The 26,585-nt window shown below is 38.6% G+C and carries 29 protein-coding genes and 2 tRNA genes; 5 read left to right on the top strand and 26 right to left on the bottom strand.

Annotated features, from left to right (window positions below; all coding sequences use genetic code 11):
- Positions 1-40: 40 nt before the first annotated feature.
- The 20 genes from AC6UD6_RS06190 to AC6UD6_RS06095 all read right to left on the bottom strand — a co-directional run bounded on the left by AC6UD6_RS06190 (position 41) and on the right by AC6UD6_RS06095 (position 16,878).
- Positions 41-1,237 (bottom strand): FtsW/RodA/SpoVE family cell cycle protein, encoded by a 1,197-nt coding sequence (locus AC6UD6_RS06190; protein ID WP_500694362.1) that lies wholly within the window; start codon positions 1,235-1,237, stop codon positions 41-43.
- Between the two features lie 31 nt (positions 1,238-1,268).
- The gene (locus AC6UD6_RS06185; RefSeq protein ID WP_500696062.1) at positions 1,269-1,484 is read right to left on the bottom strand and encodes a DUF2969 family protein; all 216 of its coding nucleotides are present in this window, start codon (positions 1,482-1,484) and stop codon (positions 1,269-1,271) included.
- 42 nt (positions 1,485-1,526) lie between these two features.
- Positions 1,527-1,802 carry a membrane protein insertion efficiency factor YidD gene (gene yidD, locus AC6UD6_RS06180; RefSeq protein ID WP_500696061.1) on the bottom strand — a complete coding sequence of 92 codons (276 nt, stop codon included), beginning with the start codon at positions 1,800-1,802 and terminating at the stop codon, positions 1,527-1,529.
- Positions 1,803-1,815: 13 nt separating this feature from the next.
- Positions 1,816-2,829 (bottom strand): rod shape-determining protein, encoded by a 1,014-nt coding sequence (locus AC6UD6_RS06175; RefSeq protein ID WP_500694359.1) that lies wholly within the window; start codon positions 2,827-2,829, stop codon positions 1,816-1,818.
- A gap of 106 nt (positions 2,830-2,935) precedes the next feature.
- Positions 2,936-4,228: a UDP-N-acetylglucosamine 1-carboxyvinyltransferase gene (murA, locus tag AC6UD6_RS06170; RefSeq protein WP_500696060.1), complete on the bottom strand. Its 1,293-nt coding sequence runs from the start codon at positions 4,226-4,228 to the stop codon at positions 2,936-2,938.
- A 21-nt stretch (positions 4,229-4,249) separates the two neighbouring features.
- Positions 4,250-4,480: a DUF1146 family protein gene (locus tag AC6UD6_RS06165; RefSeq protein ID WP_500694357.1), complete on the bottom strand. Its 231-nt coding sequence runs from the start codon at positions 4,478-4,480 to the stop codon at positions 4,250-4,252.
- A gap of 125 nt (positions 4,481-4,605) precedes the next feature.
- On the bottom strand, positions 4,606-5,034 hold the full coding sequence (locus AC6UD6_RS06160) for a F0F1 ATP synthase subunit epsilon (RefSeq protein WP_500694356.1): 429 nt from the start codon (positions 5,032-5,034) through the stop codon (positions 4,606-4,608).
- Between the two features lie 13 nt (positions 5,035-5,047).
- Positions 5,048-6,472 (bottom strand): F0F1 ATP synthase subunit beta, encoded by a 1,425-nt coding sequence (gene atpD / locus AC6UD6_RS06155; protein ID WP_500694355.1) that lies wholly within the window; start codon positions 6,470-6,472, stop codon positions 5,048-5,050.
- A 23-nt stretch (positions 6,473-6,495) separates the two neighbouring features.
- The gene (locus AC6UD6_RS06150) at positions 6,496-7,422 is read right to left on the bottom strand and encodes a F0F1 ATP synthase subunit gamma (RefSeq protein WP_500694354.1); all 927 of its coding nucleotides are present in this window, start codon (positions 7,420-7,422) and stop codon (positions 6,496-6,498) included.
- Between the two features lie 22 nt (positions 7,423-7,444).
- Positions 7,445-8,980, bottom strand: a complete 1,536-nt coding sequence (gene atpA, locus AC6UD6_RS06145) for a F0F1 ATP synthase subunit alpha (protein ID WP_500694353.1) — start codon at positions 8,978-8,980, stop codon at positions 7,445-7,447.
- A 36-nt stretch (positions 8,981-9,016) separates the two neighbouring features.
- On the bottom strand, positions 9,017-9,559 hold the full coding sequence (gene atpH, locus AC6UD6_RS06140) for an ATP synthase F1 subunit delta (RefSeq protein WP_500694352.1): 543 nt from the start codon (positions 9,557-9,559) through the stop codon (positions 9,017-9,019).
- The gene (atpF, locus tag AC6UD6_RS06135) at positions 9,546-10,064 is read right to left on the bottom strand and encodes a F0F1 ATP synthase subunit B (protein WP_500694351.1); all 519 of its coding nucleotides are present in this window, start codon (positions 10,062-10,064) and stop codon (positions 9,546-9,548) included. Before atpF ends, atpH begins: the two co-directional genes overlap by 14 nt.
- Before the next feature lie 41 nt (positions 10,065-10,105).
- On the bottom strand, positions 10,106-10,318 hold the full coding sequence (gene atpE, locus AC6UD6_RS06130; RefSeq protein ID WP_010021947.1) for a F0F1 ATP synthase subunit C: 213 nt from the start codon (positions 10,316-10,318) through the stop codon (positions 10,106-10,108).
- Between the two features lie 20 nt (positions 10,319-10,338).
- Positions 10,339-11,049, bottom strand: a complete 711-nt coding sequence (atpB, locus tag AC6UD6_RS06125; protein WP_500694350.1) for a F0F1 ATP synthase subunit A — start codon at positions 11,047-11,049, stop codon at positions 10,339-10,341.
- Between the two features lie 298 nt (positions 11,050-11,347).
- Positions 11,348-11,980 (bottom strand): uracil phosphoribosyltransferase, encoded by a 633-nt coding sequence (gene upp / locus AC6UD6_RS06120; RefSeq protein ID WP_500694349.1) that lies wholly within the window; start codon positions 11,978-11,980, stop codon positions 11,348-11,350.
- A 71-nt stretch (positions 11,981-12,051) separates the two neighbouring features.
- Positions 12,052-13,296 (bottom strand): serine hydroxymethyltransferase, encoded by a 1,245-nt coding sequence (gene glyA, locus AC6UD6_RS06115; RefSeq protein ID WP_500696059.1) that lies wholly within the window; start codon positions 13,294-13,296, stop codon positions 12,052-12,054.
- Positions 13,297-13,332: 36 nt separating this feature from the next.
- Positions 13,333-14,346 (bottom strand): L-threonylcarbamoyladenylate synthase, encoded by a 1,014-nt coding sequence (locus AC6UD6_RS06110; protein WP_500696058.1) that lies wholly within the window; start codon positions 14,344-14,346, stop codon positions 13,333-13,335.
- A 15-nt stretch (positions 14,347-14,361) separates the two neighbouring features.
- Positions 14,362-15,213: a peptide chain release factor N(5)-glutamine methyltransferase gene (gene prmC, locus AC6UD6_RS06105; protein ID WP_500696057.1), complete on the bottom strand. Its 852-nt coding sequence runs from the start codon at positions 15,211-15,213 to the stop codon at positions 14,362-14,364.
- Positions 15,197-16,285, bottom strand: a complete 1,089-nt coding sequence (gene prfA, locus AC6UD6_RS06100; protein WP_500694425.1) for a peptide chain release factor 1 — start codon at positions 16,283-16,285, stop codon at positions 15,197-15,199. The genes prmC and prfA overlap by 17 nt, the downstream gene beginning before the upstream one ends.
- A 20-nt stretch (positions 16,286-16,305) precedes the next feature.
- Entirely contained in the window at positions 16,306-16,878 is a 573-nt protein-coding gene (locus AC6UD6_RS06095) for a thymidine kinase (RefSeq protein ID WP_500696112.1), read from the bottom strand.
- Positions 16,879-17,109: 231 nt separating this feature from the next.
- Here AC6UD6_RS06095 and AC6UD6_RS06090 point away from each other — a divergent pair, with 231 nt between their 5' ends.
- Positions 17,110-18,462, top strand: a complete 1,353-nt coding sequence (locus AC6UD6_RS06090) for a MurT ligase domain-containing protein (protein ID WP_500696056.1) — start codon at positions 17,110-17,112, stop codon at positions 18,460-18,462.
- Entirely contained in the window at positions 18,462-19,166 is a 705-nt protein-coding gene (locus tag AC6UD6_RS06085) for a type 1 glutamine amidotransferase (RefSeq protein WP_500696055.1), read from the top strand. The genes AC6UD6_RS06090 and AC6UD6_RS06085 overlap by 1 nt, the downstream gene beginning before the upstream one ends.
- Positions 19,167-19,205: 39 nt before the next feature.
- On the opposite strand, the gene AC6UD6_RS06080 is transcribed toward AC6UD6_RS06085, so the two are convergent.
- Positions 19,206-19,562 carry a DUF1516 family protein gene (locus AC6UD6_RS06080; protein ID WP_500696054.1) on the bottom strand — a complete coding sequence of 119 codons (357 nt, stop codon included), beginning with the start codon at positions 19,560-19,562 and terminating at the stop codon, positions 19,206-19,208.
- A gap of 123 nt (positions 19,563-19,685) precedes the next feature.
- Between AC6UD6_RS06080 and AC6UD6_RS06075 the strand changes: the two genes are divergently transcribed.
- Positions 19,686-22,076 carry a Xaa-Pro dipeptidyl-peptidase gene (locus AC6UD6_RS06075; protein ID WP_500696053.1) on the top strand — a complete coding sequence of 797 codons (2,391 nt, stop codon included), beginning with the start codon at positions 19,686-19,688 and terminating at the stop codon, positions 22,074-22,076.
- A 43-nt stretch (positions 22,077-22,119) separates the two neighbouring features.
- On the opposite strand, the gene AC6UD6_RS06070 is transcribed toward AC6UD6_RS06075, so the two are convergent.
- The 3 genes from AC6UD6_RS06070 to AC6UD6_RS06060 all read right to left on the bottom strand — a co-directional run bounded on the left by AC6UD6_RS06070 (position 22,120) and on the right by AC6UD6_RS06060 (position 24,373).
- Entirely contained in the window at positions 22,120-23,124 is a 1,005-nt protein-coding gene (locus AC6UD6_RS06070) for a serine hydrolase domain-containing protein (RefSeq protein ID WP_500696052.1), read from the bottom strand.
- Between the two features lie 74 nt (positions 23,125-23,198).
- Positions 23,199-24,221 (bottom strand): linear amide C-N hydrolase, encoded by a 1,023-nt coding sequence (locus AC6UD6_RS06065; protein WP_500696051.1) that lies wholly within the window; start codon positions 24,219-24,221, stop codon positions 23,199-23,201.
- A gap of 78 nt (positions 24,222-24,299) precedes the next feature.
- Positions 24,300-24,373 (bottom strand) — tRNA-Glu (locus tag AC6UD6_RS06060).
- Positions 24,374-24,490: 117 nt separating this feature from the next.
- On the opposite strand from AC6UD6_RS06060, the gene AC6UD6_RS06055 reads away from it, so the two are divergent.
- Both AC6UD6_RS06055 and AC6UD6_RS06050 read left to right on the top strand, forming a co-directional pair.
- A tRNA-Gln gene (locus tag AC6UD6_RS06055) sits at positions 24,491-24,563 on the top strand.
- Between the two features lie 112 nt (positions 24,564-24,675).
- Entirely contained in the window at positions 24,676-25,347 is a 672-nt protein-coding gene (locus tag AC6UD6_RS06050; protein ID WP_500696050.1) for a hypothetical protein, read from the top strand.
- Positions 25,348-25,406: 59 nt separating this feature from the next.
- On the opposite strand, the gene AC6UD6_RS06045 is transcribed toward AC6UD6_RS06050, so the two are convergent.
- Together AC6UD6_RS06045 and AC6UD6_RS06040 are read right to left on the bottom strand one after the other, a co-directional pair.
- Entirely contained in the window at positions 25,407-25,874 is a 468-nt protein-coding gene (locus AC6UD6_RS06045) for a DUF2798 domain-containing protein (RefSeq protein ID WP_500696049.1), read from the bottom strand.
- 133 nt (positions 25,875-26,007) lie between these two features.
- Positions 26,008-26,502, bottom strand: a complete 495-nt coding sequence (locus AC6UD6_RS06040) for a DnaJ domain-containing protein (protein WP_500696048.1) — start codon at positions 26,500-26,502, stop codon at positions 26,008-26,010.
- Positions 26,503-26,585 lie beyond the last annotated feature (83 nt).

The raw sequence follows: 26,585 nt of genomic DNA, 5'->3' as shown, positions 1-26,585 counted from the left end.
ATCCCAAATAAAAAAGCATGAATGAACATGCTTTCATGCTTTATGAGAAATTCTTATCTGTACTAAACATTGAACTCTTGTTATGGTATTGCATTGACATTATCAACCCAATCCCTATCATGTTACCAATTAAGGCAGAACCTCCCTGGCTCACAAATGGGAGCGGAATTCCAGTCATTGGCAGCAACCCAATGCTCATTCCAATATTTTCAAAAACATGGAATAAAATCATCATAATAACTCCACTAGAAATATAGGCATAGAAAACATTTTTAGTCTCAAAAGTAACCTTGATCATTTCATAAATCAATAAGAAATAAAGAAGAATCAATAATACCCCACCAATGAATCCAAAGTTCTCTCCCATCACGGAAAAGATCATATCAGACTCACGAACAGGAACGTAAACTTTTGAAACATTGAATCCCGTTCCAGTGAGACCTCCTGATCCAACTGCTTTCATACTTTGCCATAGTTGAAATCCTTGGTTACTCGTATCTGACTCAGGATGCAACCAAGTATCAATTCGAGCGAATTGATAAGACTTAAAGCCAAAATGACCAAGTAACATTCGACCCTCTTTAGTAATGGCAAGTGTCAGTGCAATGGCACCAAGACCACCTGTAACACCAAAGATTGGCGCCAGTATTTTCCACGTAACACCGGATACAATCATCATCCCGGCCAGGATGGCAATGAACACAATGGTAGTTCCAAAGTCATTTTGCAACTTTAGTAAAATCACAATTGGAATCGTCCATAGAATCATTTTACCCAGTAACGCCCAATCACTTCGAGTTTCATGAATTGGATGTTCATTATTGTGAGAAGCAATGACTTTAGCCAACATCAAAATATATGCAGGTTTCATGATTTCAGATGGTTGAAATGTCAGTGGCCCTAACTGAAACCAACTTTTAGCACCAGTTTGTGCCGCATAGGAACGACTATACAAGAACAAAACAGCAACTAAAAGAAAGATCCCAAACCAATACGCATAAGGTGCTAATTTCCATAACTGTTCGGAATCAAATTGCATAATCACAACGATGGCAATTGCACCAATTGCGTACCACACTAATTGCGAAACAACCGCCTTTACGACACTTGTTTGACTTGTATCATGACTGGCAGCTACAAAGATCGACCCTATGCCCACCAAAGCAAGCATCAGTACACAAAAAATGATTCCCCAATCGATTCGATTCTCGTCTGTACTTTCCGACCTATTAAACACGATTAGAACTCCTTTTTTTCATAAATCATACTTATCTTTGGTGCAAATTATACTCCCTTATTACCTCAGCAACAGCATCTTCTTCGCTGTTTTCATGGAAAGTTTTGTCACCAACCACACAAATTGACTTCCCGTTCTTTTCTTCAATGGTGCCCACGGTATGACCGCCAATTTGCACCAATTTCAGCGCGTTTTCTTCTGGATCATCAATAATATTAACACCAATTCGTTTTTCTTTTCGAGCCACGCTTAAAAACCTCCTAGAATAAAAAATAGTTGATAAAATCAACTATTTTAGCTTCATTGAGCGACGATAATCTTCCTCAGCTTTTTTATTTCTTCCCAATGAAAACTTCTTGGGAACTGGATCGTATCCACCCTTAACCAGTGGATTACACCTCAAAATTCGTGTAACTCCCATCAGTGTCCCTTTCAATGCTCCGAAGCGATTGATCGCTTCGAGCGTATAATGCGAACAGGTTGGTGAGTACCGACAACTAGGCGGAAACAATGGTGAAATAAACCGCTGGTAAAACTTAATTAAAGATATAAATATTCGTTTCAATTTTTTCTCTCAATTATTTTCTACTGAAAAATCCACGACTCTTTTTATTGCTACTCATATGCTCAAGCATTTCACCAGCACCTTTTGCAACATTGTCTAAAGGATCTTCAGAAATATAAACCGGAACCGTTAACGCATTTGAAATTACAGTATCAATGTCTTTAAGAAGTGCACCACCACCGGTTAACATTACTCCTCGATCAATAATATCAGCTGAAATTTCTGGTGGAATTGTCTCTAAGACTGCCTTTGCACCTGACACAATGGAGTTAATTGAACCACTAATAGCTCTCGCAACTTCCTGACTAGTAATGGTTACCGATTTAGGCATCCCACTAACTGAGTCACGACCTCTAACCTCCATCTCTTTAACATCTTGGGTGGAAACGTCTGCCGTTCCAATCTGCATTTTAATTCGTTCAGCGGTGTGTTCACCGATAATAAGGTTATGTTCTTGTTTCAAGAAGTTAACGATATCAACGTTCATCACATCTCCAGCAATTTTAAGTGATTTACTGGCTACGATATCACCGAGTGAAAGAACCGCAATGTCTGAGGTTCCACCACCCATATCGATTACCATGCTACCATGAGGCTGGTAGATATCCATACCAGCACCTACGGCAGCTACTTTAGGCTCTTCTTCAATGAAAACTTCGCCACCAGCTGCGCGTTCCGCTGCTTGGATAATTGCTTTTCGTTCAATGTTAGTGATGTTTGTAGGAGCACAGATCATCGTCTGTGGTTTAGAAACAACGCCCTTAACGCTTAATTTACTGATAAAATACGAAAGCATTTCTTGAGTAATATCAAAATCAGAAATAACTCCGTCTTTTAAAGGTCTAATGGCTTTAATGTTTCCAGGAGTTCTACCTACCATTTGGTAAGCTTCAGAACCGACCGCCAATACCTTATTTGTTTTAGTATCAACGGCAACTACAGATGGTTCATTAAGAACAATACCCTTCCCCGTAACGTATATAAGAACGTTAGCAGTTCCTAAGTCAATCCCAATATCTTGTGCCATAAAAATACTTCCTTCCGTAACATCGTTTAACTAAATTATAGCATATCCAGAATAGCAAAAGAGAATTATCACATACGAAATTATCTAAATTTTTCTAACGATCAAGTTAGTCATTAGCAATTGCGTCGCTTTCTTTAATTGGGATTCGTTCAACTTCTGCGCCAAGTTTTTGCAGTTTCTTGTGAAATTCGTAGTAGCCACGATCAAGATACTTCAGATTAGTAACTTCCGTATAACCATCAGCAACTAGACCAGCTAAAATCAATGCAGCTGCAGCTCTAAGATCAGTCGCAGCAACTTTAGCACCCTCAAAATGGGTTGGTCCATACATGGTGACCGTTTCGCCATTAATGTCGAACTTAGCACCCATTCTGCGTAATTCTTCCATGTGCATAAACCGATTTTCAAAAACAGTTTCCGTTAGCTTGCTGACACCATCGGCCCTTAACTGCAATACTGTCATTTGAGGCTGCATGTCAGTAGGAAAGCCTGGATATGGGGCAGTCTTAACGTTAACTGGTTTTAATTTTGCGGGTCCAATGACACGAACACCATCGCGTTCTTGTTCAACTTTAACCCCCATCTGTTTCATTTTGGAAATTAATGGTAAGTTATGTTCGGTAATTCCGTTTTCAATTAAAAGATTTCCTTCAGTAAGCGCTGCGGCAACCATAAAAGTCCCAGCTTCAATTCGATCTTGAACCACTTCATGACTAGCACCATGAACACTTGATACTCCGGTAATTGTAATCGTATCAGTGCCTGCTCCAGAAACTTTTGCTCCCATTTTGTTCAATACTTTTTGTAAGTCAACAATCTCAGGTTCACGGGCAACGTTTTGAATCTTGGTAGTTCCCTTTGCAAGGGTAGCGGCCATCATTACATTTTGAGTAGCACCAACACTTGGAAAATCGAAATAAATATCGGTTCCAGTAAGTCCGTTAGGAGCAGATGCTTCTACGTAACCATCATGTTGTTCAATGTGAGCACCTAAGGCTTCAAAGCCACGCAAATGTAAGTCAATGGGACGACTTCCAATTGCACATCCCCCTGGTAAAGCAACTTTTGCTTGACCTAAGCGAGCTAAAAGTGGACCCATCACAACAATTGAGGCTCTCATTTTTGAAACATATTCGTACGGAGCTTCTGGTGAAATTTGCCCAGAAGCATCCACTGTAATTTTATTTTTACTTTTATCAAAATCAACTCGAATGCCCAAATGTTTTAAAACTTCATTCATAGTAAACACATCGGACAACATGGGACAGTTGGTTAAAACAGTCTCGCCATCACTTGCAAGAATAGTAGCAGCTAGAATCGGTAAAACGGCATTTTTTGCACCCTCAATGTGAACTCGACCATTAAGTTTGTTTCCGCCATGCACAACAATTTTTTCCATGGTACTCTCTCCTATTACGTATTATTTAAATAGTACTGTTAAATTTTTTAAGTTATCAATGAATGACATAAAGAACGAACTGCATATAAAACCAATTACGATCGAAAGGAGGACAATCAAGACCTTCCCCTGTCGTTCTTGAATTGGTAAAAACCGTTCAAAGTGAATTCCTTGTATAGACCAAAAAGCTAATGCAATAAAGAATAGCTGGCTAATTATTGTTATTAAAGATTCAACTCCAAATGGATTCATTACGCGATACTCCTAATATTCATTCTTACTATATACTATCATAAAATCATTCAATTGTCGTAAATCGGAGGTCCATGTAAAAAATTGTAACAAAAAAGAGGAACTAAAAAGTTCCTCTTTTTTAATTAATGTTGTGCAACATTAATTCTATTAACAGCTCTTTGTAAAGCAACTTGTGCACGTTTCAATGCATCCGTATCGTTCTTAGATTGAGCATCTTTAATCTTCTGTTCTGCACGCTCTCGGGCATGAGTAGCTCTCGATACATCAATGTCACCTTTACGTTCAGCACTATCAGCAACGATGGTTAAAGTATTATTGGAAAATTCGGCAAATCCACCATTGACCGCAACGGTATCCATGTCATTTCCGTTAAACTTAAACCTCGTTTCCCCAATTTTTAAAGAAGCAATCACTGGAACATGGTTAGCTAAAATTCCAAGGTCACCCATCATTGTTTCAATGATAGCCATGGTGACTTGATCATTGGAATAAACCTCGCCATCAGGAGTAACGATACTAACGGTTAATACTGACGATTTATTATCAGCCAATTAGATCAGCCTCCTATTTGCTTTGACTTGCTTTTTGTTCTTTCAGTTTGTTGTAGTTTGCAACGACATCATCAATTCCACCACAGTTTCTGAAACAGTCTTCAGGAATATCATCGTACTTACCTTCAAGAATTCCCTTGAAGCCGGCGATAGTATCCTTAACGGATACATACTTACCTGGAAGACCCGTAAACTGTTCGGCAACGGTGAAACTTTGTGATAAGAAGAATTGAATACGACGAGCACGACCAACAATCGTCTTTTCTTCGTCGGATAATTCATCCATTCCTAGAATTGAAATGATATCTTGTAATTCACGATATCGCTGAAGAACGTGTTGAACTTGACTTGCAACGTCAAAGTGTTCTTGTCCAACGATTTCTGGAGAAAGGGCAGATGATGTTGATGCCAATGGATCAACGGCAGGATAAATACCTTGTTGCGTTAATGAACGCTCAAGGTTAGTGGTAGCATCCAAATGGGCAAACGTTGTTGCAGGAGCAGGATCGGTATAATCATCGGCTGGAACGTAAACAGCTTGAATTGAAGTGATCGCACCCTTTTTAGTTGATGTGATTCGTTCTTGAAGTTGTCCCATTTCAGTAGCTAGAGTAGGCTGATAACCTACGGCTGATGGAATACGTCCTAACAGAGCTGAAACTTCCGTACCAGCTTGGGTAAATCTAAAGATGTTATCAATGAATAAAAGAACATCATCACCTTCAGCATCTCTAAAGTACTCAGCAAGTGTAAGACCCGTCAATGCCACACGCATACGAGCACCAGGTGGCTCATTCATCTGACCATACACCATGGCAGTATGCTTTAACACACCCGATCCTTTCATTTCAAAGTACATATCATTACCTTCACGGGTTCTTTCACCAACACCAGTGAAAACGGAAATACCGTTATGACCCTGAGCAATGTTATGAATTAATTCTTGAATCAAAACGGTCTTACCAACACCGGCACCACCGAATAATCCAACTTTACCTCCACGAATATATGGAGCTAATAAATCAATAACTTTAATTCCAGTTTCAAGAACTTCAGTCGATGGGTTTAACTCATCGTACTTAGGTGGTTGTCTGTGAATGGCCCATCTCGTTTGATCAGGACCAAATTCTGGTCCACCATCAATTGGCTGACCTAAAACATTAAATACTCGACCTAGAGTATCATTACCTACTGGCACTTCAATTGGAGCACCAGTATTTTCAACATCCATCCCACGACGTAAACCATCGGTTCCGTCCATAGCGATGGTACGTACCACTCCGTCACCTAACTCAAGAGCAACTTCAACAACTAATTGCTTGTTGTCACCCTTTTTAACGTTCAAAGCAGTATTAATTTCTGGTAAATCACCGTCTAGGGGAAATTTAACATCAACAACTGGCCCGATAACTTGTTGTACTTTACCAGTAGTATTCATTATGCTTTAATTCCTCCCATCTATTAATGGTTCAATGCTTCTTGACCACCAGTAATTTCTGTAATTTCAGTAGTGATAGCTGCCTGTCGTGCCCGGTTATACTTGAGTTCAAGTGATGAAATCAAATCATCGGCATTATCAGTGGCTGATTTCATTGCAGTTGAACTGGAAGCATGTTCAGCTGTCTTGGCATCCAAGATTGCTCCATACATTAAACTTTCAGCATATTGAGGAATTACAACACCAAGCACAGCCTTAGCGGATGGCTCAATATCATAATCTTCAATCAAGTTTTTAACTTTGACATCAGATCCAGCTTGACCACTATTCTTATCATCCATAGATGATTGAATTGACTCTTTATCCATGGGAAGAAGCTTTTCAGCCCTAAAATCAGAGGAAATTCGGTTAACGAAGTGATTATAACAAATGTACAAATCAGTATAAATTCCATCATTATACATGGAGGTAATGGTCTTAACGATCCCTTGAACTTCGGTATAAGTAGGAACATCTGAAACGGTGCGATTTTCGTATGCAACGTTTGCTCCACGCTTCTTATAGAAGTCTGCACCATTACCACCAATTGCTAAAATCATATAATCATCAGTATTTGGAGTGTGCTTTTCAATAAACTCATTGGCACCTCTGATTACATTACTATTGTAGCTTCCAACCATTCCACGATCAGATGAAATTACAATATAGGCGGTCTTTTTCTTAGCATTTTTTGAATCTTGACTTGAAGGTTTATTATCCTCTAACAAATCGGACTGAGCCAGATGAGCGATTACAGACTTAACCTTAGATACATACTGATTATAGTTCTCTGTATGCGCCTGAATTCTGTTCAACTTAACCGTTGAAACCATCTGCATCGCCTCGGTAATCTGACGTGTACTCTTGGTCGATGCGATTCTGTGCTTTACATCATTCATCGATTCAGCCATTAGTTGTTATCCTCCCTTCAAGTTAATTACTATTAACTATACTGTCACCTTTAGCTGAAGGCTTAAAGGTGCTTGCAAACTCTTGGATTGCACTGTTTAGCTTCTTTTCATCTGGAAGATCACCAGTTTTCTTAATGCTTTCAAGTAGGTCAGGATAATTTGTATCAAAGAATTTGAAGATCTCATCCTGGAATCTTAAAACATCATCAACGGCAATTTTATCTAGGTAGCCATGAGTTAAGCAATACAAGATCAAAACTTGTTTTTCAACTGGTAGTGGCGAATGAAGTGGTTGCTTTAAGACTTCCACCGTTCTAGATCCACGATCCAGCTTAGCTTTAGTAGCTTCATCAAGATCAGAACCGAATTGAGCAAACGATTCAAGTTCATGATATGAAGCAAGATCCAAACGTAATGTACCAGCAACCTTTTTCATTGCCTTAATTTGGGCATCTCCACCAACACGAGAAACTGAAGTACCAGCATCAACGGCTGGACGGTCTCCAGAATAGAACATGTCAGAGTTTAAGAAGATCTGACCATCAGTAATTGAAATTACGTTGGTTGGAATATAAGCGGAAACATCCCCTGCTTGCGTCTCAACAATTGGAAGAGCGGTCATCGAACCGCCACCCATCTTGTCACTCAACTTAGCAGCACGTTCAAGTAAACGTGAGTGGGTATAGAAAATATCACCAGGATAAGCTTCACGACCAGGTGGACGTCTCAAAATTAAGGAAAGTTCACGATAAGCATTAGCTTGTTTCGTTAAGTCATCGAAAACAATCAAAACATCTTTACCCTTGTCCATGAAATACTCACCCATGGTTGCACCAGCATATGGTGCAATGTAAAGCAAGGGAGCAGGTTCAGATGGACCAGCTGACATGACGATTGTGTAATCCATCGCACCGTACTTTTGGAGGGTGTTTACTTGTTGTCTAACAGTTGAATCTTTTTGTCCAATTGAAACGTAGATACAAATCATATCTTGATCTTTTTGGTTCAAGATTGTATCAATCGCAATTGAAGTTTTACCAGTCTTTCGATCACCAATGATCAACTCACGTTGACCTCTACCAATTGGAACCAAGGCATCAATTGACTTGATCCCAGTTTGTAGTGGTTGTTTAACACTTTGACGTTGCATGATTCCAGGTGCTTTTTTCTCAATTGGAGCAGTTTGATCGGTCTTGATCTCACCTTTACCATCAATTGGTTGGCCTAATGAGTTCACAACTCGTCCAACCATATTGTCTCCAACAGGAACTTCCATGATTCTTCCGGTTCTTTTAACACTGTCACCTTCACGAATACCTGTAAAGTCACCTAAAACAACGATACCAACTTCGTTGCTTTCGAGGTTTTGCACCATTCCATAAACACCATTTTGGAACTCCAGTAATTCACCGGATAAAGCATTATCTAGACCATATGCACGAGCAACACCGTCACCAACATAGGTAACGACACCAGTCTCGTCGACGTTAAGTTCGTCTTTGTAGCCATCTAATTGTTTTTTAATTAGGGCACTAATTTCTTCAGCCTTAATGCTCATAAAAGTTTCACCTCTTCAATATAGATATCTTATCGACTAAGAGAGCAAATTCCGTACTTCTTTAATTTTAGTACGAACACTTCCGTCGTAAACAACGTTATCTGACGACAAAATCGCACCGCCAATAATACTACTGTCTACTTTCGCAGATAAGTCAACTGTTTTAGCACCAACCCTTTTGGCAAATGTCTTGGTTAACTTGTCTTTCTCTTCGTCATTCATTGGAACTGCTGTAACTACGCTAGCACGCACGATTCCTTGCTTCTTATCATATAATTTGCCAAATTCATCAATAATCGCGACCATATCATTAATACGCCCATAGTCATAGACCATCTTTACAAAATTCTTGACGTACTGAGAAGTTGCGCCATCAATCAAAGAATTAATGATCGAATCTTTTTGCTTAAGATCAAGTACTGGCCCTGCTAATGCGATAGATAAACCAGGGTCACTTTGAAAAATGTCTTTAATCGCCATTAAATCAGCGTTCCCAGTTTCTAACTCATCATGTTCTTCTAGTACTTGAAAGAGCGCATTAGAATATCTTTTGGCAAGCGTAACCTTATCTAGACTCATTTGGATTACCTAGCCCTTCAATATAAGAATCGATTAATGCTTTTTGATCATCAGCATTTAAGTTCTTTTTAATGATTTTGGAAGCAATCTCAATAGATAAATCTGCCACATCATCTTTAGTACTTGCTAAAGCGTCTTCACGTTCTTGTTCGATATCTTTATGAGCTTTATCCTTTAAGGTTTTAGCATCATCTTGAGCATCGGAAATAATTGTGTCGCGACGTTTTTGACCAGCTTGTTCAGCATCACTAACGATTTTAGTTGCTTCGTCATGCGAGTTTTGTAATGCATCGGCACGTTCTTTGGCTAACTTAGCAGCATCGTTACGTGATTGTTCAGCAGAATCAATATCGTTGGCAATTTTAGTTGCACGATCTTGCATCATCTTTGTGACGGGTTTCCATGCGAAAATCTTAACAATCCACATCAAGAGTAAGAACAAGATGGCATAAAACAGCATATCACCAACATTGAATCCAGCCGCAATAACTAAATGTGTATACATCTATTGACACCTCCTTTTTCTAAACTAAGAAAATGTTTTCTCTATTTGTTCATAACCAAGAAGGCAACAACAAAGGCCAAGATGGGCATAACTTCAACTAAGGCAACACCAATGAACATATTAGTTCTAAGTGTTCCTGATAATTCTGGTTGGCGTGCCATACCTTCAAGCATCTTGGAAATAATTAAACCGTCACCAATTCCGGCACCAATAGCGGCACCACACATTGCGATTCCAGCAGCAATAGCTCCCATAATATAATCCTCCTATTTTCTTATTCCTCAATTGATAATTTTTGAGAAACATATACAGATGATAATGTTACAAATACATAGGCTTGAATACAGCCAATAAACACTGAGAATCCTTGCCATGCTAACTCAAGTGGGGCAGCGACTGGAATCAGCCACAATCCATTTGAAAATGCTAAATTAGCAATTATCCCGGCCAACAATTCACCAGCAAAGATATTCCCATAAACACGAATTCCAAGTGTTAAGAAGTTCGTAAGCTCCTCAAGTAGGTTGATTGGTAGGAACAAGAAGACAGGTTGTAAGAATCCCTTAAAGTGTCCCTTATAACCTAGTTTCTCAACACCACAATACATAGCAAATGTCAGAGACATTAATGAGAACGTCAAAGCGACGATTGGATCGGCCGTAGGACTCTTGACATAGACAATATTACCTACCTGAATATGCAAGAACAAACCAAGTAAGTTAGCTATTAAGATGAAATAGAATAGCGTAAATGCCCATAGTCCATAATTCTTAGGCGCATCATTACCAATCGTTGACTTTATAATTCCATTTGTAAAATCAATCATGTACTCCAATAAATTCTGTTTCCCCTTTGGTTTCAACTGCAGGTTTCTCGAGCAGACGAATATAAAAGCGAACAAAACAACAGCCACAATCACACCAGAAATCATATTGCTGACGTTGAAAGTAAGACCTAAAAATTGAAAAGTACGAGTTGGCTCCACAGATATCACCTCTTTTCGCAACTATTATCACTCGCAATAAAAAACGTGCCATAAAAAGTAGTTGAATAATTGCGATTCTATATTCAAACAAGTCAAAAGCTCACTTATTCAAATCTGATGAAATAATACCACCATTTCAGGCAAATTTCAAAGCTATAAAGCACCAAAAATTCTAATTTTATAGTCTTTATAACAATTACTTCACAATCGAAATTGGCAAAACTTAAACCCGGCCTTTACGTAAAGCAATCTAACAAAAAAGTGGGAGTTCATTAACTCTCACTTAAAATTATTATTTTTATTTTGTTCCAAACAAACGGTCACCAGCATCTCCCAACCCAGGAACGATGTAACCATGATCAAGATGATCGTCAAGTGCAGCGGCATAAATGTCAACTTCTGGTTCAGCCTTTTGAACCGCTTTAACTCCCTCAGGAGCGGCAACTAGACAAACAAACTTAATGTTTTTGGGATTAGCGCCGTGCTTCTTTAATGCATCGAGCGCCATGATTGCAGATCCACCCGTAGCAAGCATTGGATCAACAACGAAGATCTGCCTCTCACCAATATCACTTGGCAACTTTAAAAAGTATTCGTGAGGCTGAAAGGTTTTTTCATCACGATACATCCCGATATGACCAACTTTGGCTGTAGGAATTAGATCAAGTACCCCATCAACCATTCCAATTCCAGCCCTCAGAATCGGAACAACAGCAACTTTTTTACCAGCTAATTTCTTAGCGTGCGCAGTTCCTTCAGGTGTCTCAACTTCAACGTCTTTAAGTGGCATATCACGAGCAACTTCAAAAACCATCAAACTAGCAATTTCATTAACGACTTCTCTAAACTCACGTGTCCCACAATTCTTATCTCTAATAATGCTTAATTTATGTTGGATCAACGGATGATCCATTACGTGAAACTCGCCCATAACGCACTCTCCTATTCGTATTATATTTATACCTATTATAACACAAGGAATACTAAAAAATTTCTAGCTCCTTATCGTGTAATTGGGTTTTCTTTACACAATTTGGATACGTCACTCTTGATTTGAGCCAAAACATCGGGTTGATCGTAATTGTCAATGGCTTTAATAATTAAATCAGCAACTTTCTTTGAATCATTCTCACCAAACCCTCTTGAAGTGATCGCGGGAGTCCCAATTCGTAGTCCACTAGTTAAAGTTGGTTTCAACTTTTCATTTGGAATTGCTTCCTTGTTAGTGGTAATCATTAATGAATCCAACATGTCTTGAACTTGTTTACCATTTAAACCGGTATCAGTCAGATCAACGGTCATTAAATGATTATCAGTTCCACCAGAAACTACTCGTAAATGTTCGGAATTATTGAACTCGTCAGCCATGGCATTCGCATTTTTAAGAATTTGCTTGGAATAAGTAACAAAATCGGGTTGTAAATCTTCATGAAAGGCAACCGCCTTAGCAGCAATTACTTGTTCTAAAGGACCACCTTGGGTCCCAGGAAAAACAGCTGATTTAATCTTTTTGGCGTGCTTATCTTGGCTTAAAATCATTCCACCACGAGGACCACGCAAGGTTTTATGTGTTGTAGTTGTCACTACATCGGCAATTCCCACTGGACTAGGATGTAATCCGGTTGCAACAAGACCAGCAATGTGAGCCATATCTACCATTAAGTAGGCACCCACACTATCAGCAATCTCTCTAAATTTCTGCCAATCAATGATTCGACTATAGGCAGATGCACCAGCTACGATAATTTGCGGTTTTACTTCTTCTGCAATTGTTTGAATATGATCGTAATCAAGTTGCTCAGTCTCTGGATTAACTCCATAAGTGAACGACTGATAAATCTTACCAGAAAAGTTGACCTTAGCACCATGTGACAAGTGTCCACCGGCATTTAGGTCCATTCCAAGGATCTTATCTCCTGGCTTTAAGAAAGCAGCATATGCAGCTTGATTAGCTTGAGAACCAGAATGAGGTTGCACGTTTACATACTCAGCACCAAATAACTTTTTTGCTCGTTCAATGGCCAGCGTCTCCACTTTATCAACATACTCACAGCCACCGTAATAACGATGACCAGGATAGCCTTCCGCATATTTATTGGTTAAAACGGAGCCCTGGGCGGCTCGGACACCCTTTGAGGCAATGTTCTCGGATGCAATCAACTCAATTGTGTCCTCTTGACGCTTTTTTTCACCGTAAATGGCGTCCCAAAGTTCAGGATCCATCTTTTTATACTCTTTGTCTGACATGATATCTACCTCATTTCACTATTTGAATTAAGTATACTATTCAAAGTGCTTTTGTCCTGCGGATTTGTTTAAGCGGTTCATGTAAGCTTCCCCTAATTCAGTTGGGGTAAATCCCTGTGTCAAGATATTATCAACACCATCTTCTGAATCAAATTGACGAAGTCCGGCAAATAGTAAATGACTGGCCGTATTAATATCACTTCCAAGACTGTAAGTTTCTGCATTGTTTGGCCAGTCAACTGCATCAATTACATCGTCAGTTGCCATAACTCCCACAGTCCCATCTTGTTTTTTAATCCAATCAGCCGCTCGCTTCCAGTCATCTTTATGGTCAACAATTTGAACCTGAGCATCTGGGGCATAATGACGATACTTCATTCCAGGAGCTTTTGGAACCTGATCCGCACTAACATGGTGAACGGCATCGTCAACTGGGCCTACGACCTTTTCAATCTGGTCAACGGTAACTGCACCAGGCCGCAAGATTGCTGGCTTCCCCGTTGACATATCAATAACCGTCGATTCAACCCCAAAGTCAGTGGCACCGTCGTCCAAAATTCCAGCAATTTTACCATTTAAATCATGATAAACGTGCTTTGCAAGGGTCGGACTAGGTTTGCCAGACGTATTTGCTGATGGACCTACTAACGGAACACCAGCGCTCCTAATCAAATTTAGCGTTGACTGCTTATTGGGATTTCGAAAAGCAGCGGTATCAAGTCCACCAGTAACTTCTTTAGCAAGTGCACCCTTTTTTAACTTTAAGATGATTGTCAATGGACCAGGCCAAAACGTTTTCATTAATTTTTTTACTTCTTCGTCTAACGGTTGAGCATACTTCTCAACCGTCTCAACATCAGCAACGTGAACGATTAATGGGTTATCACTTGGACGTCCCTTAGCTTTATAAACCTTTTTAACCGCTGAGACATTAGTAGCATCGGCCCCTAGTCCGTAAACTGTTTCGGTGGGAAAAGAAACGAGGCTCCCCTTCTTAAGTTCTTCTGCGGCCGCATCAATCTGATCCGGCGTAAATATCTTTGTATCCATTTTAAAAATTCTCCTTTATTTCATTTTAATCATTCGATCACGCATTGCCATGTCCTTTTTAAGACGAACCGACCGTTTTTTATTATCCTTCATTAAAGTCTTTTGAACTGGATCTCCCTGTCTAAAGCCAATTTCTAAATAAAGAGAGCCATCCCTCTCTAAATGAGCATCAACGTCACGCGAAATTCTCTGATAGATTGAAAGCCCATTATTATCAGCAAACAAAGCCTGACGTGGCTCATATTTTAAGACACTTTCATCCATATATTTAATCTCATTTTGAGCCACATATGGTGGATTAGAGACAATCAGGTCAAATTTTTGTTCACTAAAAGCGCCAAATAGGTCACTCTGAACAAAATTAATTTCGGTGTGATTTGACGTTGCATTTTTTTGAGCAATTTTTAATGCATTAAGTGAAATATCAGAACCAGTTACTTTCCAACTTGGGCGTTGCTTTTTTAATGAAACCGCAATGGCACCACTACCAGTTCCAACATCCAATACGTTAATAGGATGATCATCATAATCATTTAAGATCCACTCCACTAATTCTTCCGTTTCAGGCCTTGGAATCAAAACACTGGGATTAACTTGAAACGTGTATCCATAAAAATTAGCAGTTCCAATTACATATTGCAGTGGCTCATGATTTAGAACCCGTTCTATCATTTCAATAAACTTAGCTTCCTGATCATCAGACAAATTAAACCGATAATTCATCAGCAAATCCGTCAAATTCCATCCCATCAAAGACCTCATCACCTGGCGTCCTTGATCAGGATCCAAATTTTCTTGCTCCAGACGCAAAGAAGCCCATTTAAGGGCTTCAAAAACAGTTGCATTATTTCTAAGCTTCTGAGTCATTCAATTTCTCCAACTTTTTAGCTTGATCAGAAACAATTAATGCATCAATGATGTCATCTAAGTCACCATCCATGATTTTGTCTAACTTGTTCAAGGTTAATCCAATTCGATGGTCAGTAACTCGATTTTGAGGATAGTTATAAGTCCGGATTCGTTCAGAACGATCACCCGTTCCAATGGCATCTTTCCGTTTCTCATCGTACTCATTCTGTTCTTTTTGTTTGTAGTAGTCATAGACACGCGCTTTCAAAACTCGCATTGCCTTAGCACGGTTCTGTTGTTGAGAACGCTCATCTTGCATGGCAACCACGATCCCAGTTGGGAGGTGGGTCATTCGGACGGCTGATGAGGTTTTATTAATGTGTTGACCACCCGCACCAGAGGAACGATAGACATCCGTTCGAATATCGCCTGGATCAATATCAATGTCCACATCTTCCTCCTCAGGCATTACACCAACGGTAGCTGTAGAAGTGTGAACTCGTCCAGCCGACTCCGTTGATGGAATTCGTTGTACTCGGTGAGCACCATTTTCGTACTTTAACTTGGAATAAACTTTATCACCAGTGATCATTAGAACAATCTCTTTAAAACCACCAACTTCGGTATCAGTTTCATCGATCACTTCAATCTTCCATCCCTGACGTTCAGCATATTTGGTGTACATGTTATATAAGTCAGCCGCAAATAAACTGGCCTCATCTCCACCAGCTGCTCCACGAATTTCCATGATAATATTTTTCTCGTCATTAGGATCCTTTGGAATCAACAACAACTTCATTTGATCTTCAAGTTGCGTTTTCTGATCCTTTAAGTCACTAATCTCGGATTTAACCATGTCTTCCATTTCGCTATCAAGTTTTTCTCTTAACATGGTCTCATCATCATCTAATTGTTTACTAATCTTTTTATACTTATTGTAAGTTTCAACCGTTTCTCTGAGACTGCCCTCTTCTTTTGAGAGTTTCATGAACTTCTGCGTGTCAGCAATCACTTCTGGATCACTGATCAGTTCGTTTAATTCATCGTATCTGTCAGAAACGGACTGTAATTTATCAAAAATTTTATCCATATCGGCTTCAGCCATTCTTATTACTCCTTATTCTTTTGTGCTTCAATCGGAGGATTGAAATAATGATAACGACAAACAGGATAATATGACTCATTACCACCCATAAAGATCTGCTCGCCCTCGTAAACGGGCTTTCCATCATGGACTCTTAAGTTCATAATTGCTTTCTTTTCACAAAACCAACAAATCGTTTTCATTTCTTCAATCTTATCCGCATACAATAGTAAATACTTCGATCCCTCAAACAATTTATTTTGAAAATCATTTTTAAGTCCAAATGCCATGACCGGAATATGTAATTGATCAACCACTTCGGTTAATTCGAAGATGTGATGCTTATTTAAAAACTGGGCTTCATCAACTAACACACAACTAATGGGTTCATCGCGCTTTTCAATTTCATCTTTTACCATTTTAAATACGTTTAAATCGGAATTAATTGAAAGGGCCTTACGAGTCAACCCAATCCGAGAAGCGATGGTCCCCTTCTTTTCCCTGGTATCAACGCCACTTGTCATCAAAATAACTGATTTACCCTGTTCCTCATAGTTATGAGCGACTTTGATAATTTCGATTGATTTTCCGCTGTTCATTGCTCCGTAACGAAAGAATAGTTGTGCCAAGTTATCACCTTTTCTCTATTTTCACTAACTTTTTCATTATATCGAATTTACCACTTTTTCGCATCCAAATTCAAAATTTGTTCTACCATTTGAATAATTGCTTTTTCTTAAATTAGTCACTATTCTTACTTATAAGAGTGATTTTATGATAGAATTATTTTTAATTGTGTAAAACTAATCATTTCTAAGGGAGAACTCATTATGTCATTTCAGAGTAGAATTGCCACCATGGCTGGTAAGTCATCTTACTGGTTCCTGCATAATTTTTTGCACCGTGGTAGCTCATTACCAGGAAAAATAACCACTGCAATTGATCCCAATATTTTAAAGACGCTGGGTAAAAATTATGATGTGATTATTGTGTCAGGAACGAACGGTAAAACTTTGACTACCGCACTGATCGTTCAAGTCCTAAAGGAAGAATATGATCAAATTCTGACTAATCCAACTGGATCTAACATGACTCAGGGAATTGTCTCAACCTTTTTACAAGCAAAGCATCCCAAATATGGTGAAAATCCAATTGCAGTCTTAGAAGTTGACGAAGCCAACGTAAAACCGGTTGTTAAGGCCATCAAACCAAAGATGTTTGTTTTGACTAATATCTTCCGTGACCAACTGGATCGTTATGGTGAGATTTACACTACCTACCAAAAAATCTTAAATGGGATCTTACTAGTTCCAGATGCCTTAGTGGTTGCAAACGGTGATTCCGCCATTTTTAACTCTAAAAAAATGCCAAATCAACAAGTGTTCTATGGCTTTCAAGATCAACCAGCTGATAAAGACATCAAGGCAGCTCCCAACACGGATGGGGTCCTTTGTCCCGTTTGTTCGCACATTATGCACTACCATTACATCACTTACGGAAATTTAGGTGACTACTTCTGTCCTAACTGTGGTTTCCATCGTCCAGAACTAGATTACAAAGTCACTAAAGTGGTGGACGAAACCCCCACTAGTTCAACCTTTGACATTGATGGAAACCAGTATTCAATTGATGTTGGTGGAACATACAATATTTACAATGCTCTCGCAGCTTATGCGGCGGGTCGACAAATGGGAGTTCGTCCTGATCAAATTAAACACGCTTTTGAAACCAACAAGCGGCTCTTTGGAAGACAAGAAGAAATCAAAGTTGGTGACAAGGAAGTAACCATTGTGTTAGTTAAAAATCCAGTTGGACTTAACCAAGTCATTGATATGATTTCTCATGAAAAAGAACCATTTTCATTTGTCTTTCTTGAAAATGCTAACTATGCTGACGGAATTGACACGAGTTGGATCTGGGATGGCGACTTTGAACGTCTGCCAAAGATGAACATTAAAAAATTCATTTCCGGTGGTGAACGATACAAAGACATTACCTTCCGCCTTAAGGTTGCTGGGGTTCACGATGACAATCACATCATTGAACCAAACATTGAAAAAATCTTGGAACAAATTAAGCAGCTTCCCACTAAAAAGGTTTACGTTCTGGCCACTTACACGGCTATGCTTCAATTCAGACACTTACTAGCACAAAAGGGATTCATTAAAGGAGGAATGGACTAATGACAAAAACCATTCGAGTGGCTCACTTATATGGTGACTTAATGAATACTTACGGTGATATCGGTAACATTTTGTCGTTACGATATTACGCTAAACAGATTGGCGTTGAGGTCACCTCAAACGTTGTTAGTTTAGAAGAAGGGTTCAACGCAGACGATTATGATTTCATGGTTTTCGGTGGTGGACAAGACTTTGAACAAACCATTGTTTCAAAAGACATTCAAACCAAAAAGGATGAAATTAAACGTTTCATTGAACAAGGTAAACCAGTCATCGCAATTTGTGGTGGCTTCCAGTTACTTGGAAACTACTACGTTGCAGCTAATGGCGAAAAGCTTCCTGGCATTGGTGCCCTTGATCACTACACGGATGCAATGAAGGACAATCGTTTCATTGGAAACATTGAAATTCAAAACGAACAAACCAAGGAAAGATACCATGGCTTTGAGAACCACGCCGGGGTCACATACCTGGGTCCAAGCGAGCGAGCACTTGGTAAGGTCATTAAGGGACATGGAAATAACGGGAAAGATGGGACCGAGGGTGCCATCTATAAAAACACCGTTTGTACCTATTTTCATGGACCCATCCTAGCTCGAAACGGAAACCTAGCAAAGCGAATGATGTTTCATGCCCTTGAAAAGAAATATCATGATACAGATTTTTCAGAAGATAAGAAAAAAGTAAAAGTTGAATCATTCTAAAATTAAAGCACTACCGATTAAATTGGTAGTGCTTCTTTTTTACATAAAATGAATAAACGGTCGACCACCTGCTAGAAGCAATCCAAGAATTGCCACCACTATAATTGCAATCACGGTCATCCACAAAAACCATCCTGAAAGTTTCTGTTGTGATTTAAAGGCAAACGCCATCTCAATCAGAACAATCAATAGTAACGCGCAAACCACCTTGATAATCGTCAAGATTGGATCACGTCCCCATGCAAATGGGATCAGAAAAATTCCCGAAATAATTAAAATCACATAACAGAGTCTGGCAATCATCGTCATGGCTTTAAAATGCCAGTTCGAAAAAAGAGCGATACAAACCACAATAAAAAGAACCAACCACGTTAATAAATGAATCCAAATTAGCATAATAACACTTCCCCATTTAGATTAACTCCATTATACACAATCCATAAGGACTTTTAGTCATAATTCGTTAACACCCTTCTCTGGTTATGGCATAATTACTGAAAAGAAGGAGTGGTGGATGACATGAAAAATAATCAGTTCGCACAAGTACTAGTTGACCTTAACACCGCTAAGCAAGAGTTAGCCCAAGTTGGCTTTAATCCAACCGAAATCGAAAATTCTAAAACCGTTTCAGAAGCATTTTTGAAATTACTTAGTAAAACGCTTATTAACGTAAACAATAAAAGTGGTCAAATGGAGCAATTGAATAATCAACTAGCGACTCCAGATAAACGACTTGGCGATTATTTGCAAAATAATGGTGAAGTCAACCAACGGGTTTTCTACCTAGTGGCCCTCCAACTGCTTGAATTTCAAGCAGACGTCGACTTTCAGGTTGATGAACCACTAAAAGCGATGAAAGAAATTCATTTGAAGTACTTTAATAAACCTGGTCAGTGGGACATAGACGACTTACTTCAAGCTTGGTACCTTCTACTAACCACCCATAACAAGACTGGTCAAACCTACCTTGATCACTTAGCAAACCAGGGATTCTTTAAGGGATTTCCAAAAGATAAGCCCCTCTTCTTTAATGGCAAAGCGCAGGCTATTTTTGAACCAGAAGACCTCATTTATGAGACAGTCTACGTTGAAACCGACACTGATTCTGATAAGGACGGAAAAGCTGATCTAATCAAAGCTGAGATCACCCGTCCCAAAACTAGTTTCAAGCTAGGAACTCTTTATACGGCTAGTCCGTACGACCAAGGGACAAACGATGCGTTTGGAGACCAAATCACTCATGATGTAAACAAACCAATTATTCGAAAAGAACCAGATGATACCATTTATTCTGACATTATGTATGAAGAACAACCCCAAAAGTTTAGTACTAGAACACCAAAGGGTTTTTCTGATGAAGCCATTGAGAGACACGTTGCAAAGCCCGGTTATACTTTAAATGACTACTTCTTAATGCGGGGATATGCAGTGGTTTATTCAGCTGGTATTGGAACCAAAGATTCTGACGGAATTCAGACGTGCGGTTCCCCCGAACAAACCGATTCAACAGTTGCGGTAATTGAATGGCTTAATCATAAACGGCGAGCATTCACCAACCGAACGGACAACATCGAGATCAAAGCTGACTGGTCCAATGGTAACGTAGCAATGACCGGACGATCATACCTAGGAACCCTTGCCAATGCTGCAGCAACCACTGGAGTGAACGGCCTTAAAACCATTATTTCAGAAGCCGCCATCTCTTCTTGGTACGATTATTATCGTGAAAATGGCCTTGTAATGGCTCCCGGCGGATTTCAGGGAGAAGACGCTGACGTTTTAGCGGCTGAGACATTCAGTAGAAGTCTCAATCCTGGTGATAATTTCCAGATCCGGCCCTTCTTTGATCGCTACTTATCAATTATGCAAAAACAGATGGACCGTACTACCGGAAATTACAACGAATTTTGGGACAAAAGAAACTATCGAAACAATGTTAAAAACATTAAAGCCGATGTCTTGCTTGTGCAGGGCTTAAACGACTGGAATGTTAAACCAGTCAACGCAGCTAAACTATGGCAAGGAATCAGGTCTCTTCCAATCAATCAAAAGATTATCCTTCACCAAGGTCAACACATTTACATCAACGCCTTTCGTTCGTTTGATTTCAACGATATCGTCAACATGTGGATTTCACATGAGTTATATGGGATTGAGAATAACGTAATGAACCAAATCCCAAATATGATTGTGCAAGACAACGTCAAGCCGGAAACGTGGAACAAAAAGAATAACTGGCTTGATAATCATAGTAAAAAATACTACTTAAATGATGAAAAACTAAGCAAAACTTCAAACAAAGGCCAACTTAAATACCAAGACCAGTTGGATTTGTCGCGATTTAAGGCATACTGTTCTCATCCAACACGGTGGGAAAAAGACTTACTTGATTCAAACAGTTCATTAAAAGGACACCGTTTGATCTTTAAGACAATATCTTTTAGTGAAGATCAAATCATTTCGGGATTTAGTACCCTTCATCTACGCATCGCCACGTCTAAGAACGTCGGACTCTTGTCAGCCCAATTGGTCGATTATGGGGACGCTAAAAGATTGAATGTTACCCCTACCATTCTTGAGCCCAAAGGAATTCTACTAGGACACAAATGGTACACGGATGATCTACGGGAATTCACTTTAAATAAGCATTCAACACCAAATAAAATGATTTCGTTTGGACATATGAACCTTCAGAATCGCCATTCTGCTTATCAAAACGATCAATTGGTCCCAAACCGATTTTATGATATTGACTTAACTTTACAACCAACCTTCTACCACCTTCCAGCTGGCAGAAAACTTGGACTAGTACTATACGGAACTGACTTTCAGATGACTCAGCGCGGGAATCAAGAGATTGAGTACACGATTGATTTGGAAAACAGTTATCTTAAAGTTCCTTATAAATAAGAAAAACACGTTTGTCTTAAATTAAAGCAAACGTGTTTTTAATCTAATTAAATAATTCATCAAGATAGGTGTTAATTAAGTCATTTCGATCTTCCATGAAATGATCACTTAAGTGAGGGTGAACCCGATTAGACAAAAAGACAAAGCCACTCTTTTGGTCCCGATTGAGTACGATTACCACCCCTGTGTAACCGGACTGCCAAATGTACGGATGACCTTCGTAATCAGCTAAAGCCCATCCAAATGACCGGGTGCCATCTTCCATCGGCGTCTGATCGGTATACAATTCATCAAACGTCTCATTATTAAAGATGCTACTACGACTATTAACCTGAAGCATCCACTGGGCAAAACGAGACAAGTCATTTAAAGTACTAAACATCCCAGCTGAACCACAATCATCGCCCAAGATTTGCGCCTTCGGGTCATGAACTTCACCCTGCAAATTAGTACGGGTTTCTTCATTGTATGTAGTGGGAACAGAACGTTGCACTTCTGGGTGAAAAGTCGTGTCATTTAAACCAAGTGGTTTTAGGACCATTTGCGTAATCAGTGGTTGAATAGGAATTCCCATTACCAACCCAGCAATCCATCCTAAGAAAATATAGTTCACGTCTTCGTATTTCATTTGCTTGTTAAAATTACCGCCCACATGAAGACCTAAAAGAGCCTCACGAAGCTGATTGATGTTCATCTGATTTCGATTGGAAATGTACCCTTCAATCCCGGACGTATGAGTCAACAAATGACGAATTGTAACCTCCGGATACTTCCATTCTGGTAAATAGTCAGAAACAGAATCATCCAAGTGAATCCGTCCATCTTGAAGTAACCGCATGATAACCGGGAGGGTCCCGACTACTTTGGTCAAAGAAGCAATGTCGTAAACGTCGTTTGGTCCCACGGCTTCTTTCGTTGGCTCCACTTGCTTTAATCCCATTTCATCACTTTCAACGTTCATCCCAGTGATAAACGAAAATGCCGCTCCTGGAATACTCTGACTTTCAATCATTTTTTTTATTTTAGCTTTTGTCTTTGAAAAATTCATTTTTATTCTCCTAATAACTTTAATTATACCAATTTCTCTAAAAATTAAGAGAGCAAATTACTTCCAAATTAAATTTACTTAGGCTCATTAACTTTCCATGTCTGATCAACGTCAAATTTATCAATTTCAGTGCAGTTAGGATCAAGAGTAGCACGGGTCATCGTCGGACAACTTGATGTTTGTAAATACAAGGTCCTGTTTTTAACGTCATAACCAACCCAATACTGAGTAAAATCGCACTGTTGCGGCAAATCAGGATTTCGACTGATACCCTTTGGAACGATGAATGGCTTAAAGCAATTGTATAAAGTGCTTATTCCTTCAGCATCTGAAAATTCATCAATGTTTTTAGAGATAAAAGTTGCTCGAATAAACCGCGATGGTGAAGAATAATCTCCTGGAAGCCCAAACATTCCATATCCAGTACCACCTTCGATTGGATTAACCGGTAATTTTTCACCAATCTTAGTCGGCTTCTGATTATAAGCGTTTAACGAAACGTAATTTCTGAGGTTAGTAGTATGAAATGAATATTGTGGACTATTGGTCATCACTCCAATACTATCGTATATTTTAAATCCGCCATTGTCCGTCGCTTCAAGCACAATGGAATTCCCGTTTTCATCAGAAAAGGTGTAATGAAGATGAAGCTTGCCAGCTTTTCCATGAAAAACATAAGCTTTATCAATCAATCCAGTGGTCTTAGCAAACTGTTTGATGTCATCAAGCGTTGCACATTGAGTTAAAACATATGTCCCAAATTCCTCACCAAAAACTGGTATTAGATTACGAGTTTTTAAATCTGCTTCACTTCCATGAGTGGTTTCCAGAAGAACCTGAAGATCTCCAGTGATTCCCTTTTCGTTGATACCATCAAACAGAAGACTTCCTTCGTCAGGGCCAATCCCCATAACTGCATACTTGCTATGCCAGTTTTTTAATTCTGACTGAATTATCTGATTTGCGGGAATATTTACGATTTTAGTTGAGACAGCCGCTTTTTCGTTATGAGAATCAAAAAGTGGAACCATAAAGTCCATCGTACGTCCCCAAAATGGATGACCATCCGTAGATTTAATAATAATTGAAGTACACATATCCAAATCCTCCTCAGATTTATTTATAAAAAAATGCCTCCAAACATAACTATGTTTGAAGGCATTATCATATTTGAATTACCCGTATGAGACTTGAACTCATAGCTCCGCCTTGAGAGGGCGACGTCTTAAACCAGTTTGACCAACGGGCAATAAACTGAACAATTACATAGTTTACCCAATTTAAACCGGTCTGTCAACAAAGTAATGCAAAATTTTCTGTTGACAACTGTCCATAAAGAATTGTAGTATATTAGTTGTTCAAATATTGAGTATTCGCCAAATTGGTAAGGCAGCGGACTCTGAATCCGCAATTTACTGGTTCGAGCCCAGTATACTCAACTAATAAAGTGCTATTAAATCCACAATATGTGGATTTAATAGCACTTTTGTTTAATAATCGATTAGTTAATTATATTTCACAAATTATATAGATATATTGGAGAACTTCCAAATGAAAAAACAAGAATCCTGGCTTAGTAAACATCTTTTAGACATTTTTACTCTAGTAATTGCTGTCATATCCCTTATGCTGACTATATGGTTTTACATCAATTCAAATACAAACAACGAACATGCTAATGCTCTTTCTAAACATTCTAATTTAATCGCTAAAGATTCAAAATCTACTGCTATACAAGCTTTAAATTTTCAAGAACTGCAAGCAAAACAATCAACAGCATCAAACATTGGCATATGGGATCAAAATCGAAAGTACAACAATAACAACAGTAATGGAATCATCATTAAAAACGATTCTGGAATGCCGATTTATGACGTATCAATCTTTATCAAAGAAACCAGTAATTCAAATGAAACAAATAATATAAATAATCTAAAAATTAATAATAAATACTATAAATACGCGGAAATAATTCCACCTACTACATATACCACAACTTTAAAACGTAATAATAAAAACGAAAAATCGGGTCAACATGACACCGTTGGTGCTTTCTTTAAATCACGTGGAAACTCTTGGTATATAGATCCAAATGGCGGGTATCACCTTGTAACACAAAAAGAAATCAACAGCGTTTTCGGGAGATCTCATATTACAACCAATTCAACCAATAGAGCATCAACGTATACACTAGCAAATGAAAATTTAACTTTACCTTATTAATTAATAAACCCTCAACACTTAGTGTTGAGGGTTTATTTTTTCAGTCGCACCTAAATACTTTAATTCCTGATTTCTTGAACCTTACCCAAAACCATTCTAGCAATTGGTCCAACGATCAGAAGTTGTAATGGCAGAGCCAAAATCAAGTTTCTAATCCATGTCATCTCAAACGTTGCTAGATTAAGACTAGAAAATCCGCCTTCAACTACAATTCCGAAAATTGACATGCAAGTTACCATTCCTAAAACCATCAAAATTGAAATTCCTAAAGAAATCAAAAGTGGCTTCTCTTCCATTTTTTCAGTAAAAATAAATTTGAAAAAGATTCCTTTTGCAAGTGGTCCCACAAAAAGTAAGTCACAAACAGCCGCAATAACTAACGCAAATGGATAACCCATTAACACACTTTTAACAAAAGTGGAATCAACCCCACTCCCGAGTGCAATGTTATAGGCTTCCATCACGATCACCATCATACCTGCCATTAATCCAGTAAACAATAATTCTTCCTTAAAATCCTTTGGCATACTTAACCTCCTAATTTTTCAGCAATGATTAATCTACCACAAAGAATTTTTTCATGTAAGTTTTTATTACAATAAAAACTTAATTAATAAAAAATAAAGACCAGGCATTACAATGCTCGATCTTTATAATTAATCACTTTTTCTGATAGAAGTAATACAAAATTCCACACACAATCAAAACCGCATAAGTAATACTAAGAGGTAAGACCTTAATGACAATCACTACCGTCGCAATCGAAATTGCGATTGCAATCCAGAAAATTACCTTACCAATGTCAGCTTCAGTGAAATGATGAGGTTCATGATTTTGATTTTGTTGCTGGTAATTAGAATAATTATAATTAGTGTTTTGCTGATAAGAATCATTGTTAGCGTTAGACTCATTAGAATGTGATTCATAACTAGACTGACTTGATCCTGCATATGATCCAGAACTATAATTATTTTCTTTAATAATTTCATACGCACTGGTAATTTCTTTGAACTTGGAGGCAGCATCAGGAGAATGATTAACATCAGGATGATACTTCTTAGCCAATTTGCGATAAGCTCGATCAACTTCTTGTTTGTCTGCTGTTGTGGGTAATCCTAATATTGCATAATAATAGTCTAAGTTTCCATATGCCATCATAATCCCCCTCTTAAATGTATTACACTAATTCTACCAAACCTTGAACAATTCGGTTAATCAATGCTTAATAAAACATCTTT

It is taken from the genome of Fructilactobacillus sp. X8R2C1, assembly GCF_059900955.1.
This window is presented reverse-complemented; position numbering and strand designations above follow the sequence as displayed.

Excerpts from the sequence above, each read along its gene's own strand:
- AC6UD6_RS06175 (WP_500694359.1), bottom strand. The coding sequence starts at position 2,829 with ATGGCACAAGATATTGGGATTGACTTAGGAACTGCTAACGTTCTTATA.
- murA (WP_500696060.1), bottom strand. The coding sequence starts at position 4,228 with ATGGAAAAAATTGTTGTGCATGGCGGAAACAAACTTAATGGTCGAGTT.
- AC6UD6_RS06165 (WP_500694357.1), bottom strand. The coding sequence starts at position 4,480 with ATGAATCCATTTGGAGTTGAATCTTTAATAACAATAATTAGCCAGCTA.
- atpD (WP_500694355.1), bottom strand. The coding sequence starts at position 6,472 with ATGAATACTACTGGTAAAGTACAACAAGTTATCGGGCCAGTTGTTGAT.
- AC6UD6_RS06150 (WP_500694354.1), bottom strand. The coding sequence starts at position 7,422 with ATGGCTGAATCGATGAATGATGTAAAGCACAGAATCGCATCGACCAAG.
- atpA (WP_500694353.1), bottom strand. The coding sequence starts at position 8,980 with ATGAGCATTAAGGCTGAAGAAATTAGTGCCCTAATTAAAAAACAATTA.
- atpH (WP_500694352.1), bottom strand. The coding sequence starts at position 9,559 with ATGAGTCTAGATAAGGTTACGCTTGCCAAAAGATATTCTAATGCGCTC.
- atpF (WP_500694351.1), bottom strand. The coding sequence starts at position 10,064 with ATGTATACACATTTAGTTATTGCGGCTGGATTCAATGTTGGTGATATG.
- atpE (WP_010021947.1), bottom strand. The coding sequence starts at position 10,318 with ATGGGAGCTATTGCTGCTGGAATCGCAATGTGTGGTGCCGCTATTGGT.
- upp (WP_500694349.1), bottom strand. The coding sequence starts at position 11,980 with ATGGGCGAGTTTCACGTAATGGATCATCCGTTGATCCAACATAAATTA.
- glyA (WP_500696059.1), bottom strand. The coding sequence starts at position 13,296 with ATGTCAGACAAAGAGTATAAAAAGATGGATCCTGAACTTTGGGACGCC.
- AC6UD6_RS06110 (WP_500696058.1), bottom strand. The coding sequence starts at position 14,346 with ATGGATACAAAGATATTTACGCCGGATCAGATTGATGCGGCCGCAGAA.
- prmC (WP_500696057.1), bottom strand. The coding sequence starts at position 15,213 with ATGACTCAGAAGCTTAGAAATAATGCAACTGTTTTTGAAGCCCTTAAA.
- prfA (WP_500694425.1), bottom strand. The coding sequence starts at position 16,285 with ATGGATAAAATTTTTGATAAATTACAGTCCGTTTCTGACAGATACGAT.
- AC6UD6_RS06095 (WP_500696112.1), bottom strand. The coding sequence starts at position 16,878 with ATGAACAGCGGAAAATCAATCGAAATTATCAAAGTCGCTCATAACTAT.
- AC6UD6_RS06090 (WP_500696056.1), top strand. The coding sequence starts at position 17,110 with ATGTCATTTCAGAGTAGAATTGCCACCATGGCTGGTAAGTCATCTTAC.
- AC6UD6_RS06085 (WP_500696055.1), top strand. The coding sequence starts at position 18,462 with ATGACAAAAACCATTCGAGTGGCTCACTTATATGGTGACTTAATGAAT.
- AC6UD6_RS06080 (WP_500696054.1), bottom strand. The coding sequence starts at position 19,562 with ATGCTAATTTGGATTCATTTATTAACGTGGTTGGTTCTTTTTATTGTG.
- AC6UD6_RS06075 (WP_500696053.1), top strand. The coding sequence starts at position 19,686 with ATGAAAAATAATCAGTTCGCACAAGTACTAGTTGACCTTAACACCGCT.
- AC6UD6_RS06070 (WP_500696052.1), bottom strand. The coding sequence starts at position 23,124 with ATGAATTTTTCAAAGACAAAAGCTAAAATAAAAAAAATGATTGAAAGT.
- AC6UD6_RS06065 (WP_500696051.1), bottom strand. The coding sequence starts at position 24,221 with ATGTGTACTTCAATTATTATTAAATCTACGGATGGTCATCCATTTTGG.
- AC6UD6_RS06050 (WP_500696050.1), top strand. The coding sequence starts at position 24,676 with ATGAAAAAACAAGAATCCTGGCTTAGTAAACATCTTTTAGACATTTTT.
- AC6UD6_RS06045 (WP_500696049.1), bottom strand. The coding sequence starts at position 25,874 with ATGCCAAAGGATTTTAAGGAAGAATTATTGTTTACTGGATTAATGGCA.
- AC6UD6_RS06040 (WP_500696048.1), bottom strand. The coding sequence starts at position 26,502 with ATGGCATATGGAAACTTAGACTATTATTATGCAATATTAGGATTACCC.